Origin of the sequence: Sphingobium sp. IP1, assembly GCF_002708645.1 — a bacterium.
Taxonomy (GTDB): Bacteria; Pseudomonadota; Alphaproteobacteria; order Sphingomonadales; family Sphingomonadaceae; genus Sphingobium; species Sphingobium yanoikuyae.
In genome coordinates this window covers 96,711-110,525 of record NZ_NOIW01000004.1, presented here as the reverse complement: position 1 = coordinate 110,525, position 13,815 = coordinate 96,711, and the positions used below count along the sequence as shown (strand labels likewise).

Below are 13,815 nucleotides of genomic sequence, written 5' to 3'. Positions count from 1 at the left end.
GCTCTGCACCGTCCATTGCCTGGGCCTGCCGCTGCTCTTCGCCTTGCTGCCGACCATCGCCGCCCGGATCGATCCGGGCGAATCCTTCCACCTGCTGATGCTCGCCATCGCCGTGCCGACCAGCCTGTTCGCGCTGTTGCAGGGCTGGCGCCGCCACCGCGCCGCGCTGCCGCTCGGCATCGGCCTGGCTGGCCTGTCGCTGATGGCGGTGGGCGCGCTGGTCGCCCGCACCCCATTGAGCGAAGCGATCTGGACCGTCGGCGGCAGTGCCCTGCTGGCCGGGGCGCACATCCTCAACTGGCGCCGGGGCCTGCGCACCGCCTGCTGACCGACGCCATAGACCGCCCCGCCTTCCCGCGAGTCGTTCGCAGTTGCAGCATCATTTTCCTGCCTATAGCCTGCTTGCGTAACGAAGCATGGCCGGTATAAGAGCCGCATCGTGCAGATATAGATAACTAACGGAGAAGGACTGTCCTTTGACCGAACCGTCTGCCACGTTCCTGTTGTTCGGTGCCACCGGCGATCTTGCCCGGCGCATGATTTTCCCATCGCTCTACAATCTTCTGTCGGACGGACTGCTGCCCGACGACTTCCTGATCATCGCTTCGGCCCGCACCGAAATGGATGACGAGGCCTTTCGCGAGGAAGTCTGCGCGGCGCTCAAGCAGTTCCTGCCGGCCGACCGCTATGATGCCGACATCGCCGCGCGTTTCCGCGCGATGATCCTCTATCAGCCGGTCGATTCCAGCAACGGCGCCCATTTCGCCGAGCTGGCCGAGCGCGTCGATGGACGCCTGGAACGCGGCATTTCCGTCTATCTCTCCACCCCGCCCTCGCTGTTCGGCCCGACCGCCCAGGGGCTGGCCGACGCCGGCCTGCTGACGCCCAGGACGCGGATCGCGATGGAAAAGCCGATCGGCAAGGATCTCGCCTCCTCCAAGGTGGTGAACGACAGCATCGGCCACCTGTTCGCGGAGGAACAGATTTTCCGCGTCGACCATTATCTGGGCAAGGAAACCGTCCAGAACCTGCTGGCGCTCCGCTTCGGCAATGTCATGTTCGAACCGCTGTGGAACGCCACCGCGATCGACCATGTCCAGATCACCGTCGCCGAAACCGTGGGCCTCGAAGGCCGCGTTTCCTATTATGACGGTGTCGGCGCGTTGCGCGACATGGTGCAGAACCATATCCTCCAGATCCTTTCCATCCTGACGATGGAGCCGCCCGCGCGGATGGACCCCACGGCCGTGCGCGACGAGAAGGTGAAGGCGCTGCGCTCGCTGCGTCCGATGACGGCCGAGACGGTCAAGACCCACAGCGTGCGGGGCCAATATACGCCCGGCGCCGTCGGCGGCCAGATCGTCACCGGCTATGCCGACGAACTGGGCCAGCCGTCCGACACCGAAACCTTCGTCGCGTTGAAGGCGCATATCGACAATTGGCGCTGGCAGGGCGTCCCCTTCTACCTGCGCACCGGCAAGCGGCTGCCCGCGCGCCAGTCGGAAATCATGATCCAGTTCAAGCCGGTTCGCCATTCGATCTTCGGCCGTGACGGGCAGCATTCGGGTGGGGGCTCAGGGCTGGAACCGAACACGCTGGTGATCCGCCTGCAGCCGGAAGAATATATCCGCCTGACCATCATGTCGAAGCGGCCGGGACTGGAGCGGCAGGTGCAGCTGGAGGAAGTGACGCTCGACGTGTCGCTGACCGCCGCCTTTGCCGGCCAGCGTCGCCGCATCGCCTATGAACGACTGATCCTGGACCTGCTCGCCGGCGACCAGACCCTGTTCGTCCGCCGCGACGAGGTGGAAGCCCAATGGGCCTGGATCGATTCCATCATCGACGGATGGAAGGAGGCGCACATGAAGGTGTCGCCCTATTCCTCCGGGAACTGGGGGCCGTCCTCGGCCATTGCCCTAATCGAACGCGACGGAGCCAGCTGGCATGACTGATCTTCACCCCGTGATCGCCAAGGTCACAGAACGCATCACCGAACGCAGTGCGGCGACGCGGCTCAAATATCTCGACCTGATCGAGCGCGGCCGCGACGCCGGCACCAACCGTGCCCAGCTGTCCTGCGGCAACCTCGCCCATGGCTTTGCCGCGAGTGGCGAGGACAAGGCTGTCATCCGCACCGGCCGGGCGATGAACATCGGCATCATCACCGCCTATAATGACATGCTCTCGGCCCATCAGCCCTATGGCCGCTACCCCGAGCAGATCAAGATCGCCGCGCGCGAGATCGGCGCCACGGCGCAGGTAGCGGGCGGCGTGCCGGCCATGTGCGACGGCGTGACCCAGGGCCAGGCCGGCATGGACCTCTCGCTGTTCAGCCGCGACACCATCGCCCTGTCGACCGCCGTGTCGCTCAGCCATGCGATGTTCGAGGGCAATCTGATGCTCGGCATCTGCGACAAGATCGTGCCGGGCCTGCTGATCGGCGCGCTGCGCTTTGGCCATCTGCCGACCATCCTGATCCCGGCCGGGCCGATGCCCTCGGGCCTCGCCAACAAGGAAAAGGTCCGCATCCGCCAGCTCTATGCCGAGGGCAAGGTGGGTCGCGAGGAACTGCTGGAAAGCGAAAGCGCCTCCTATCACGGCGCGGGCACCTGCACTTTCTACGGCACCGCCAATAGCAACCAGATGATGATGGAAGTCATGGGCCTGCACATGCCCGGCGCCGCCTTCGTCAATCCGGGCACCAAGCTGCGCAGCGAACTGACCCGCGCGGCCACCCATCGCATCGCCGACATCGGCTGGGACGGCAATGACTATCGCCCGCTCGGCCACTGCATCGATGAAAAGGCGATCGTCAACGCCATCATCGGCCTGATGGCCACCGGCGGTTCGACCAACCATGCGATCCACCTGCCCGCCATCGCCCGCGCCGCCGGCATCCATATCGACTGGACCGACTTTGCCGAACTGTCGGACGTGGTGCCGCTGCTGGCGCGCGTCTATCCCAATGGCTCGGGCGACGTGAACCATTTCCACGCGGCGGGCGGCATGGCCGTCATCATCCGCGAACTGCTCGACGCCGGCCTGCTCCACCGCGACATCATGACTGTCGCGCGCCAGGATCTGACCGATTATGGCAAGGAACCGGTGCTGCAGGATGACGCGCTGGTGTGGCAGGATGTCCCCGCCAGCCGCGACGAGGCGATGCTGCGCCCGGCCTCCAACCCGTTCCAGGCCGATGGCGGCATGAAGCTGCTCCAGGGCAATCTTGGCCGCTGCGTGATGAAGGTCAGCGCGGTCGACAAGGAACGCTGGACGATCGAGGCGCCGGCCGCGATCTTCCACGATCAGGACGATGTGCTGCGCGCCTTCAAGGCAGGCGAACTGGAACGCGACGTCGTCGTCGTCGTCCGCTTCCAGGGGCCGCGTGCCAACGGCATGCCCGAACTGCACAAGCTGACCCCGGCGCTGGGCGTGCTGCAGGATCGCGGCTTCAAGGTCGCCCTGCTGACCGACGGCCGCATGTCGGGCGCATCGGGCAAAGTGCCCGCCGCCATCCATCTGTCGCCCGAGGCGCTGGGCGGCGGCCCGATCGGCAAGCTGCGCGATGGCGATCTCGTCCGCGTCTGTGCCGAAAGCGGCCAGGTCGAGGCGCTGGTCGATGCCGCCACCTGGGACGCGCGCGACATTCCCGCCGCCCCGCCGCCGCCCTATGACACCGGCCGCGAACTATTCGCGCTGTTCCGCCACAATAGCGACCTTGCCGAACAGGGCGCTTCCCCGATCCTCGCCGCGATGGACGCCGAACTCGCGATATAAGCACAGCCATTCGTGCCGGCGCACTCGGATGCGCTGGCGCGAATGTCCGGAGAGAGACAAATGACCGACATCATCGCCGCCGACATTGGCGGCACCAATGCGCGCTTCACCCGCGCCTCGCTGGACGACAAGGGCGTGCCGACACTCGGCACCGTCCGCAAATACAAGGTCGCCGATTATCCCAGCCTCCAGGCCTGCTGGGGCGCGTTCGTCGAAGACGAAAGCAAGGACAGCGACACCCCGCTGCCCGACGCCGCCTCGATCGCCTTTGCCACCGCCATCGGCCGCGAGGTCATCAAGCTGACCAACAGCAACTGGGTCATCCGCGCCGACACGCTGGCGGAGGATCTGGGCCTGCGCACCGTGCGCCTGGTCAATGATTTCGAGGCGGTGGCCCACGCCGTCTCGCGCCTGCCCGACGAAAACCTGCCCCTGCTGTTCGGCGAGGACCGCCCCTTCCCGCGCGACGGCGGCGTCACCGTAGTCGGTCCCGGCACCGGCCTTGGCGTCGCGATGATCGCCTATGACGATGGCCATCCCCATGTCATCGCGACCGAGGGCGGCCATCTCGACTTCGCCCCGCTCGACCAGATCGAGGTGAAGATCCTCGACTATCTGCGCGACAAGTTCCTGCGCGTCTCGACCGAGCGGATCGTGTCGGGGCCGGGCCTCAACTATATCTACAAGGCGCTCGCCACCATCGGCCATGACCGGGTCATGCTGATGGAAGACCCCGAATTGTGGCAGGCCGCGCTTGACGGCAGCGACGAGTTCGCCCGCCGCGCGCTCGACCGCTTCTGCCTCTGCTATGGCTCGGTCGCGGGCGATCTGGCACTGGCGCATGGCCCCCATGCGGTGGTACTGGCCGGCGGCCTCACCCAGCGGATGAAGGATTTTCTCGAACAGAGCGGCTTCCACACCCGCTTCAAGGCCAAGGGCCGGTTCGAGAGCCTGATGGCGACCGTGCCGATCCGCTGCGCGATCCATGACGAAATCGGCCTGTTCGGCGCTGCCGCGGCCTTTAGGGAGAAGAATGCATGAGCTTGACCGTCGAACAGGTGATGGAACTGGCCCCGGTGATCCCGGTGCTGGTGGTCGATCGGGTCGAGGATGCGCTCCCCATTGCCCAGGCGCTGGTGAAGGGCGGCCTGCCCGCGCTTGAAGTCACGCTGCGCACCCCCGCCGCGCTCGACGTCATCCGCGAGATGGCGAAGGTCGAGGGCGCGATCGTCGGCGCCGGCACGGTGCTGAACCCGGCCCAGCTCGACGCCGCGATGGAAGCGGGCGCCCGCTTCATCGTCAGCCCCGGCCTCACCGAACCGCTGGGCAAGGCGGCGATCGCGGCCAATATCCCCTTCCTGCCGGGCACCGCCACGGCGGGTGACATCATGCGCGGCATGGACATGGGCCTGTCCCACTTCAAATTCTTCCCGGCCGAAACCTCGGGTGGCCTTCCGGCGCTCAAGGCGCTGGCCGCGCCGCTGCACACCGCCCGCTTCTGCCCGACCGGCGGCATCACCGCCCAGAGCGCGCCCGAATGGCTGGCCCAGCCCTTCATCAAATGCGTCGGCGGCAGCTGGGTCGTGCCCAAGGGGCCGGTCGATCCCGACAAGATCGAGGCACTGGCGCGCGAAGCCGCCGCCCTCCCCCGCTAATCTATAGACGGGACGGGGTTACGCCATTGCGCCTTCCCCCGTCCCGCCCTAGATGCAGATCATGATCACGCGCCGCTTCCTTCCCACCATAGCCCTGATCCTGTCGGGCTGCGCCGGCGCGCATGAAAGCTATCCTTCGCTCGCCAAGCGCCCGGTCGAAAGCGCGCCGATGGCCGAGGCGCCCGCCGCCCCGCTGCCCGTACCGGCCGACGACAAGCTCAAGGCCCAGATCAGCCAGCTGACCAGCCAGGCCCAGAGCGGCAGCGCCAATTTCGACAAGGCCTATGCCAGCGCCGACCGCGCCGTGAACAGCGCCGGCCGCGCATCGGTATCAAGCGACGCCTGGGTCGCGGCGCAGGTCGCGATCAGCGCCGCCGAATCCGCGCGCAACGACAGCGTCTCCGCGCTTGCCAGCCTCGACACCCTGTTCATCGAACGCTCCAACGCGGTCGCCGATGGGTCGGAAAAGGGCGGCGTCGCGGATATCGACGCGGCGCGCGCCAGCGTCCTGTCGATGGTCGACAGCCAGAATGACCGCATCGACGCGCTGAAGAACCGCCTGCCCCAGCCCTGACCGGAGCGTCGGGCATTAGCCTATCTGTCAGCCCGCCAGCCCCGGCAGGCAGGATTTCGCCGACACCGTCGTCGGCAGCGGCACGAGCTGGCTGATCGGCGAACTGAACGGCTTGTTGATCTCGACCATGCTGGCCTGGCCGGCACCGCGACACGCCACATTATCCTGAATGCTGACATTGGCCGCGGCAATGACGATGCCGTTCGCCTTGGCCCGCGCCACGGCATAGCTGATCTGCTGCTGCGTGGTGCCGCACGCGCTGTCATTGACCATATGGCAGCGCGCCGTGCTGTAGGCGGCTTCGCGCAGCGCCTGCTTGGTCCAGGCCAGCCGCCCCAGTTCGATCACGCCGAACAGGCAGGCAAAGAAGACCGGCGCCAGCAGCGCAAATTCGATCGCGACCGCGCCCGTCTGGTTCGATCGGATAGGGTTCAGCCATCGGGTCATTGCAGGCGCACCGTCGTCTTCTGGGTGATGACCGCCTTTTCCGCGAGTGAGGCCGGGACGAATTGCGGGTTGAACTTGTAGCTCGCGACGATGTCGAGATAATAGCCCGACCGGCTGTTCGCGCTCGCGCCGCTGCCACAGCTCTGGCCGCAACTGTTGGTCGGAATGAAGCTGCCCGTCTGGCTGAGGCAGGCGCAGACGCGGGAACTGTTCGTGCAATTGCCGGTCCCGCCATTGCAGCCGACGGTGACGTTGATCGGGCTTTGCCCCGGCGCCGCCGCCATCGCCTGGACATAGGCGGGAATGGACTGGAACTGCACCGCGTCGCGTGTCTTGAAGGCCGACAGCGATGCACCGCTGACCGCTTCGGCCAGTCGCCCGCGCTGGATGGTGAACTGGGCGATGTCGATCGCAACCAGGCTGATCGTGAAGAACAGGGTCAACCAAAGCGCGAACTCGACGGTGGCGACGCCCCGTTCCGAGCGGCGCAGTTTCCGCAAGCCGCCGATCATGCCACCAGCTCCACATCGCCGCCGCTACCGCCGACCAGATCGCTGATCGACTTGCAGGCGGTGCCGGCATTGGCACCGCCGCTTGCCGTGACGCGATAGGCGATCAGGGTGAAGCATTGGCCCGCCGACAGGCTGTTGTTGCCGCCCGACATGGTCACGGCCGAATTGGGCAGATGGACGACGCCGGAAAAGACATTCTGCGACCCTGCGCCCCAGCTGGTTGCCTGCGATGTCAGGCTGTCGACCAATATGTCGGCGATGGCGGCGCCTTCGACGGTGCTGGTGGGGGCGATCAGCTTGGTCTTGGCGCCGCCGGCCAGGTTGATGGTGCCGCCCAGGATGAAGCTGACATTGACGCCGGCCATGTCATAGCCGGATACCGACACGCCCTCCAGCGTCTGGCCCCAGCTCTGGTTGGTGATCGGCGAGGTATAGGGCCAGGTCGTGCCGCCGGTGCCGTTGGTCAGGCCGCCGCTCACCGTGTAGCGCCCGGCGCCGAACAGCACCGATCCGGCGATCGACAAATTACCGTTGATCAGGTGATTGGCGGTCTTGCCGAAGACCAGGCGGCTGCCGCCGGCGGTCACGATATTGCCATTGGCGCTGAACAGCCCGTCGCCCATGAAGAAACGGCCGCTGCCGCTCAGCGTGATGGCGTCGCCGCCGGCATTGGCCAGCGTGTAGTTGCCGGTGCCCGCGATCAGGGTGGAATCGCCATCGATCCTGATCTGGCCGGCGACGTCCAGATCGCCATCGCCCAGCGTCATCCAGCTGCCGCCGCCGACGCTGATCCCCTTGAAGCCGTGACTGCCCGCGCCCACCGCCAGCGACGTGCCGCCTGACAGCGTGATGTTCGCCGCGATCGAGACCGGGCCGGTGCCGATCCGGTTGGTGCCCGCAAAGCTGACCGTGCCGGCGCCGATCGACACTTCGCCATTGCCGAAGGTGACGCCGCTCGATCCACTGTTGAAGCCGCCATTGATCCGCCAGACATTGTCACCGAAATTGACAGTCGAACCGCCACCGATCGACACCCCATTGGCGACGGTGACGGTGGAGCCGGCCTGGAAGGTGACAGTGATGCCACCGTCGATCGTGATCCGCGACAGGCAGTAATTGCCGGCCGGCACGGTGAATTTGGCGCTGTTGCCCTGACGGAAGGGGGCAGCACCGGCCGAGGGCGAATTGCCGAAAGTCCATATGTCGGCGCAGGCCGGCGTCACCGGATTGGCAATCGTGCGCGGCGTGCGGAAAGTGCCGAGCAATTGCCGCGCGGTGGCGAGATCCATCGAATTGGCGAGCGGGTCGCTGATCGCGGTCGACTGGTTGATCCGCTTGTCCGCCGCCGGGACATTGCCGTTCCAGCTGGGATTGGAAAAGCTGCCCGCATAGCGCAGCAGATCGGCCGACAAGGTGCCATAATTGTTGATGATGTCGGCCGCGCCCGAGACGATTTCCTTGGCCGTGATGCCCGATCCGCCATTGTTGACCGATCCGGCACCGACCACCGAACAGTCGGTCGCGTTGATCGTCGCGCCGCCCTGCGTCTCGACCGCATTGCCCGACGAGGCGAGGCCCAGGATGCAGGGCGTGGCCGACGCGCTGCCGGCCAGGCGCGCCATCGCGCTGACCTTCACCGGCATGGTCGCCGCTGCGCCCAATATGCGGCTGAGGCTGAGCGGCAGCGGCGTCGTCAGTTCCACGCGCACCGCCTTGGCGCCGGCTTCGGGCGTGTCGGCCAGCAGCGCCACGTCGATCGTCGCATCGGTGATGCCATGGGCGGTGACCAGGTCGACCGCGGTGGGCCGCAATATCGCCTGCGATCCGTCCGCCTTGTAGGCGACGGCTGCAGCCAGCGCCGCCATGTCCGCCACGCGCTGGGTCGCGATCCGCCGTTCATAGCCGCGATTGAGATCGACAGCGAGACCCGCCATGCCGATGACGCCGATCAGCGACAGGGCAGCGACGACACTGACACTACCGTCATGCCTCAGAAATAAATTGCGGAATTTCATGGATAATCCCGAATGAAATGTCGGGACTGCCATTCCGCGCAAAAACTTGATTAATTGCTAATTCACGCAATTTTCGCAAAATAATGTCGGACAATTGGTCGGGTGATCATTGTCCGCCGGCGACCAAAATAAGCCGCGCCTCACCCCATCTGGCGCACCGCGCCCTTATGCGCCTTGCCATTATGGACATAATGGTCGACGCCCTCGCGCATGGTGATGATCGCCTCGTCGGTCAGGTCGCGCATATATTTGGCCGGGCGCCCGGCCCAGAGCTGCCGGTGCAGTACCGTCTTGCCGGGCGAGAGCAGCGCGCCGGCTGCCAGCATCGCGTCGCTCTCCACGGTACAGCCGCTCATGACGATCGCCCCCAGCCCGACGAACGCGCGGTCCTCCAGCACGCAGCCATGGACCATCGCCATATGGCCGATCAGCACATCCTCGCCGATGATGGTGGGATAGCCCTCCGCCGGATAGCCCGGACGACCGTCGCCGGGGCTGTCGCAATGGACGACCGTGCCGTCCTGGATATTGGTGCGCGCGCCGATGCGGATATGGTTCACATCGCCCCGGATCACGCAATTATACCAGATGCTGGCATCCGCGCCGATCTCGACATCGCCGATGATCCGGCATCCCGGCGCGATGAAGGCGCTGGGGTGGATCAGCGGCGCCTTGCCGTTCAGCGGGATGATCGAAACATCGGGATGGTCGGCGGGATGATCGGTCATCTGCGCTTCAACCGTTCAGCAGCCGCGCCGCGTGCAGCGCATGATAGGTCAGCACGCCCGAACAACCCGCCCGCTTGAACGCCATCAGCGTTTCCAGGATCAGCGCATCGCGGTCCCCCGACCCGGCGGCGGCGCCATGTTCGATCATCGCATATTCGCCCGACACCTGATAGGCGAAGACCGGGACGGAGAAACGATCCCGCACCCGCGCGACGATATCCAGATAGGGCAGGCCCGGCTTCACCATCACGCTGTCGGCGCCCTCGGCCAGGTCCAGCGCGACCTCGCGCAGCGCCTCCTCGCCATTGGCCGGGTCTATCTGATAATTTTTCTTGTCGCCCTTCAGCAGCCCGCGCGATCCCACCGCGTCACGGAACGGACCATAGAAGGCGCTGGCATATTTGGCGGCATAGGCCATGATCTGGACATTGGCGTGGCCGGTTTCCTCCAGCGCCTCCCGGATCGCACCGATCCGGCCGTCCATCATGTCGCTCGGCGCGATGATGTCGGCGCCCGCCGCTGCCTGATTGAGCGACTGGCCGATCAGCACGTCGATCGTCGCATCATTGACGACATAGCCGGTCTCGTCGAGCAGCCCGTCCTGGCCATGGGCGGTATAGGGGTCGAGCGCCACGTCGGTCAGCACGCCGATATCGGGCACCGCATCCTTGATCGCGCGGATCGCCCGGCACATGAGGTTATCCGGGTTCAACGCCTCGGCGCCATCGTCGCTGCGGCGTTCGGCCTGGGTATTGGGGAACAGCGCCAGACAGGGAATGCCGGCGTCGCGCGCTTCCTTGGCTCGGGCCACCATCAGGTCGACCGACCAGCGCGACACGCCGGGCAGCGCCACGATCGGTTCCTCGACGCCGTCCCCTTCGGTCACGAACAGGGGCCAGATGAAATCGCTGGGCGACAGGCGGTTTTCGGCATGCATCGCCCGGCTCCAGGCGGTGGCACGGGTGCGGCGCATGCGCAGCGCCGGATAGGAGGCAATAGTCATGCCGCGGGTGTAGGCCGCGACCGGAAGGGGATCAAGCCGGACCGATTGTCCTGCCCCTGGGGCGATGGGTGGAAACAAGACATTCCTCCCCGGACCGGGGAGGGGGACCATTTGCGCAGCAAATGGTGGAGGGGCACAGGCCCAATAGCGCAGCGTTAATAGGCGCCTTCCCCTCCGTCAGGCGCTACGCGCCTGCCACCTCCCCAAGACAAGCTTGGGGAGGAGTTGGAAACGTCTGCTTCTGGTCGTCAGCGGCTGTTCCGATTTAGTAACCGATCAAGCAGACTGCGCTTGCGGATGGTCTCGCCAGACCACCAGATAGGCGTTTTATGATCCCGATCGAGAAAACCTTGGAACTTAATAAAGATCGGGCCACCTCGCTGCCGCTTCCAATCGGCTTCCCATGTTACGGCCATATAACGGCCTTCAGCTTCCGGCCTGACGTCGGTCCTTCCAACCGGAATGCGATCCGCTAAATCGACCCAAGCGAAATCAGCGACTTCGTAGAGAACATCACTCACCATGAGTTCGAGTTCTTCACGTTCGGAATCGGTGGGGGCATCCATGATGGCAGCTTACTCCAGTCACACTATGTCGGCTATCTGAGAGCGGCCGCTGTCCGATTTATGGATATTTCTGGTCGCTACCCGACCTACGCCGCCTCAGCGCCCGTCGTCGTCCGCGCCGGCGCTGCCACCGATAACCGTTCGGGTATAATCGATACGGATGCGGACCCAGGCGCCGACCTGGGGCTTGCCGTCGACGCGGGGCGGGCGCACCAGGAATTGCCAGGCGGCCAGGCGCACGGCGCGGCCAAAGCCCGATCCGGTCGGATATTCGCTGATCATCTGGCAATTTTCGACATGATAATGGTCGATCGTCTTGCACGCGACCAGGCCATAGCCCTGCGCCGGCGCATTGGCGGGCAGATAGGCCGACAATTCGGCGTGGGTCGGCCGGCGATACCATTCCGCCTCGAACAGTTGCACGCCGCCCGGCCCCTCGCCCGGCCCGACGATCGCCTTGGCATTGCCGGTGCCGCTGTCGCCGACGCCCGCCGTCTTCTTTTCCATCTTGCCGATGTCAGCCGCCGCCATCTGGCGGCTGTCGAGCGTGATGAAGGGGAAAGGCGATGGCGGCTGCACGCTCGGCGTCTCGACCGGCCGGGGCGGCGTCACCACCGGTTCGCTCTTCTGCTTGGGCGCGGCGGTATCCCGCTCGCGCTTTTCCGCCTTCTGCGCCTTGGACTTTTCCTTGTTCGCCTGCTTGGCCGGCTCGATATCGAAGCTCACCGGATTGCGATCCTCGACCTTCTTGGGGTCGATATGCGGCGCCATCGTCAGCAGCGCCAGCAGCAGGATCGCGTTCAGCACCAGCGCGAATGCCAGGCCGCCGGCCCGCTGCCGCAACTTGTCCCAGGGAATATGCGAAATTATCAAGCGTGCCGACCGGTCTCTATCCGTTGCGCGTCATGCCCAGACGGCACCGCACAGTCAACGCCGTGGCGGCTGACAAATCGGTAATGTGGTTGGATTGGCCGGCCGACGCCCTGTCCGGACGCCCTGTCCGTCAGCAGACATCCTCTTCGCGCACCACCGGCCGGCTCTCGCGCGTGGCGCGCATCCGGCTGGCCTTGTCGTCGACATCGGAGGTCAGCACGACATGGTCGTCATGCACTTCCAGCAGCACCCCGGCAAAGGGAAAGCCCTCCAGACTGCCGGTCACCCGATAGCTGACCGAATCGCCGACCTTGAAGCTGGCCGGGTCCATGTTGAAGCTGAAGGGGCAACTGCCCTCGCCCATGTCCTGCATGTCACTCTCCTCTTTGACGCCGATCCTATCGCGAGCGGAGTGCCCCGATCAAGCAGCGCCGCATCCATTCTTCAGGGCTTTTGCAGCCATCGCCGCCCCGCTAAAGGCGGGGCCATGGATATCTGCCTTGCCGCCCCCGCCGACCTGCCCCTGCTCCACCGCGTGATCGAGCGCGCCTATCGCGGCGACGAGGCGCGGGCCGGCTGGACATTCGAGTCCGACCTGCTGACCGGCGCCCGCACCGATATCGAGGAATTGCACGAGATCCTCGCCAGCCCGACCGACCGGCTGCTGGTCGCGATCGACGACAAGGGCATGCCGATCGGCTGCGTCCAGATCACCAAGCGCGAGGAGGGCGTCGCCTATCTCGGCCTGCTCTGCATCGATCCGCAGCTTCAGGCCGCCGGTCTTGGCCGCCGCATGATCGCTGCGGCAGAGGATCAGGCTGCGCGCGACTTCGGCGCGACGACGATCGAGATGACGGTGATCGACCGGCGCCCCGAGCTGATCGCCTATTATCAGCGACGTGGCTATGTGCTGACCAACGAGAAGCGCCCCTTCCCCATCCCGCTCGATCCGCCGCTCGAAATGGTCGTCCTGGCAAAAGCGCTGGCGGCTCCCGTGCAACTGAGCTAGGCCCGCTCGCGATGCTCACCAAGCTCTATCAGTGGATGCTGGCCAAGGCCGCTCACCCGCACGCCGAACGTTGGCTGTTTGCCTTCAGTTTCATGGAATCCAGCTTCTTTCCGATCCCGCCGCATCCGCTGCTGGGCCTGATGTGCCTAGCGCGGCCGGAAAAGGCGATCCGCTATGGCCTCATCTGCACCATCGCTTCGGTGCTGGGTGGCCTGCTCGGCTATGGCATCGGCCATTTCCTCTATCAGGCGGTCGGCGCGCAGATCCTGCATTTCCTTGGCCTGTCGGCGAAATTCCCGGTCGCGGCCTGCTATCTGCGCGACTATGGCGCGGAGATCATCCTGATCAAGGGCGCGACCCCGATCCCGTTCAAGCTGATCACCATCACGGCGGGCTTCATCGGCCTATCGCTCTTCACCTTCCTGTGGGCCAGCATCCTGTCCCGCGCCTTCCAGTTCATGATCGTCGGCTTCCTGTTCTGGAAATTCGGTCGCCCGATCAAGGCGTTCATCGAGAAATATCTGGCACCGCTGTCGGCGCTGTTCCTGGTGCTGGTGGTCGGCGGTTTCGTCGCGGCATCGATGCTGTCGGGCGGCGGGCAAAAGAGCGATCGCTGCTCCAACGCCACCATGGCCTCCATCTCCTGATCCGCCGCA

16 protein-coding genes are annotated in these 13,815 nt (G+C 65.5%); 8 read left to right on the top strand and 8 right to left on the bottom strand.

The window, feature by feature from the left end; all coding sequences use genetic code 11:
• From CG471_RS02490 to CG471_RS02465, 6 genes are all read left to right on the top strand, one after another.
• Positions 1-328 (top strand): MerC domain-containing protein (locus CG471_RS02490; protein ID WP_257211400.1); only part of this gene is annotated, 328 nt, incomplete at its 5' end.
• A gap of 148 nt (positions 329-476) precedes the next feature.
• A complete protein-coding gene (gene zwf, locus CG471_RS02485; protein ID WP_099230396.1) occupies positions 477-1,952 on the top strand; it encodes a glucose-6-phosphate dehydrogenase in 1,476 nt (491 codons plus the stop codon).
• Complete coding sequence (gene edd, locus CG471_RS02480; RefSeq protein ID WP_017502335.1) at positions 1,945-3,777, top strand: phosphogluconate dehydratase; 1,833 nt, start codon at positions 1,945-1,947, stop codon at positions 3,775-3,777. Before zwf ends, edd begins: the two co-directional genes overlap by 8 nt.
• Before the next feature lie 60 nt (positions 3,778-3,837).
• Positions 3,838-4,818 (top strand): glucokinase, encoded by a 981-nt coding sequence (gene glk, locus CG471_RS02475; RefSeq protein ID WP_099230395.1) that lies wholly within the window; start codon positions 3,838-3,840, stop codon positions 4,816-4,818.
• On the top strand, positions 4,815-5,432 hold the full coding sequence (gene eda, locus CG471_RS02470) for a bifunctional 4-hydroxy-2-oxoglutarate aldolase/2-dehydro-3-deoxy-phosphogluconate aldolase (protein WP_099230394.1): 618 nt from the start codon (positions 4,815-4,817) through the stop codon (positions 5,430-5,432). Before glk ends, eda begins: the two co-directional genes overlap by 4 nt.
• Positions 5,433-5,484: 52 nt before the next feature.
• Complete coding sequence (locus CG471_RS02465; RefSeq protein WP_099230393.1) at positions 5,485-6,006, top strand: hypothetical protein; 522 nt, start codon at positions 5,485-5,487, stop codon at positions 6,004-6,006.
• 27 nt (positions 6,007-6,033) lie between these two features.
• On the opposite strand, the gene CG471_RS02460 is transcribed toward CG471_RS02465, so the two are convergent.
• The 8 genes from CG471_RS02460 to CG471_RS02425 form a co-directional block, all read right to left on the bottom strand.
• Positions 6,034-6,453, bottom strand: coding sequence for a TadE/TadG family type IV pilus assembly protein (locus CG471_RS02460; protein ID WP_017502332.1), 420 nt, complete (start codon positions 6,451-6,453; stop codon positions 6,034-6,036).
• Positions 6,450-6,965, bottom strand: a complete 516-nt coding sequence (locus tag CG471_RS02455; RefSeq protein WP_037518960.1) for a TadE/TadG family type IV pilus assembly protein — start codon at positions 6,963-6,965, stop codon at positions 6,450-6,452. The genes CG471_RS02460 and CG471_RS02455 overlap by 4 nt, the downstream gene beginning before the upstream one ends.
• Positions 6,962-8,980, bottom strand: a complete 2,019-nt coding sequence (locus CG471_RS02450; RefSeq protein ID WP_099230392.1) for a pilus assembly protein TadG-related protein — start codon at positions 8,978-8,980, stop codon at positions 6,962-6,964. The genes CG471_RS02455 and CG471_RS02450 overlap by 4 nt, the downstream gene beginning before the upstream one ends.
• 140 nt (positions 8,981-9,120) lie before the next feature.
• A complete protein-coding gene (locus tag CG471_RS02445; protein ID WP_069338155.1) occupies positions 9,121-9,708 on the bottom strand; it encodes a gamma carbonic anhydrase family protein in 588 nt (195 codons plus the stop codon).
• Between the two features lie 7 nt (positions 9,709-9,715).
• Positions 9,716-10,711 carry a porphobilinogen synthase gene (gene hemB / locus CG471_RS02440; protein WP_099230391.1) on the bottom strand — a complete coding sequence of 332 codons (996 nt, stop codon included), beginning with the start codon at positions 10,709-10,711 and terminating at the stop codon, positions 9,716-9,718.
• Between the two features lie 248 nt (positions 10,712-10,959).
• Positions 10,960-11,277, bottom strand: a complete 318-nt coding sequence (locus CG471_RS02435) for a hypothetical protein (RefSeq protein ID WP_143560136.1) — start codon at positions 11,275-11,277, stop codon at positions 10,960-10,962.
• A gap of 96 nt (positions 11,278-11,373) precedes the next feature.
• Positions 11,374-12,150: a hypothetical protein gene (locus CG471_RS02430; RefSeq protein ID WP_099230389.1), complete on the bottom strand. Its 777-nt coding sequence runs from the start codon at positions 12,148-12,150 to the stop codon at positions 11,374-11,376.
• A 130-nt stretch (positions 12,151-12,280) separates the two neighbouring features.
• A complete protein-coding gene (locus CG471_RS02425) occupies positions 12,281-12,523 on the bottom strand; it encodes a hypothetical protein (RefSeq protein ID WP_004212020.1) in 243 nt (80 codons plus the stop codon).
• A gap of 114 nt (positions 12,524-12,637) precedes the next feature.
• On the opposite strand from CG471_RS02425, the gene CG471_RS02420 reads away from it, so the two are divergent.
• Both CG471_RS02420 and CG471_RS02415 read left to right on the top strand, forming a co-directional pair.
• Complete coding sequence (locus CG471_RS02420; protein ID WP_004212018.1) at positions 12,638-13,159, top strand: GNAT family N-acetyltransferase; 522 nt, start codon at positions 12,638-12,640, stop codon at positions 13,157-13,159.
• 11 nt (positions 13,160-13,170) lie between these two features.
• Positions 13,171-13,806, top strand: coding sequence for a YqaA family protein (locus CG471_RS02415; protein ID WP_037518967.1), 636 nt, complete (start codon positions 13,171-13,173; stop codon positions 13,804-13,806).
• The last annotated feature ends 9 nt before the right edge of the window (positions 13,807-13,815 follow it).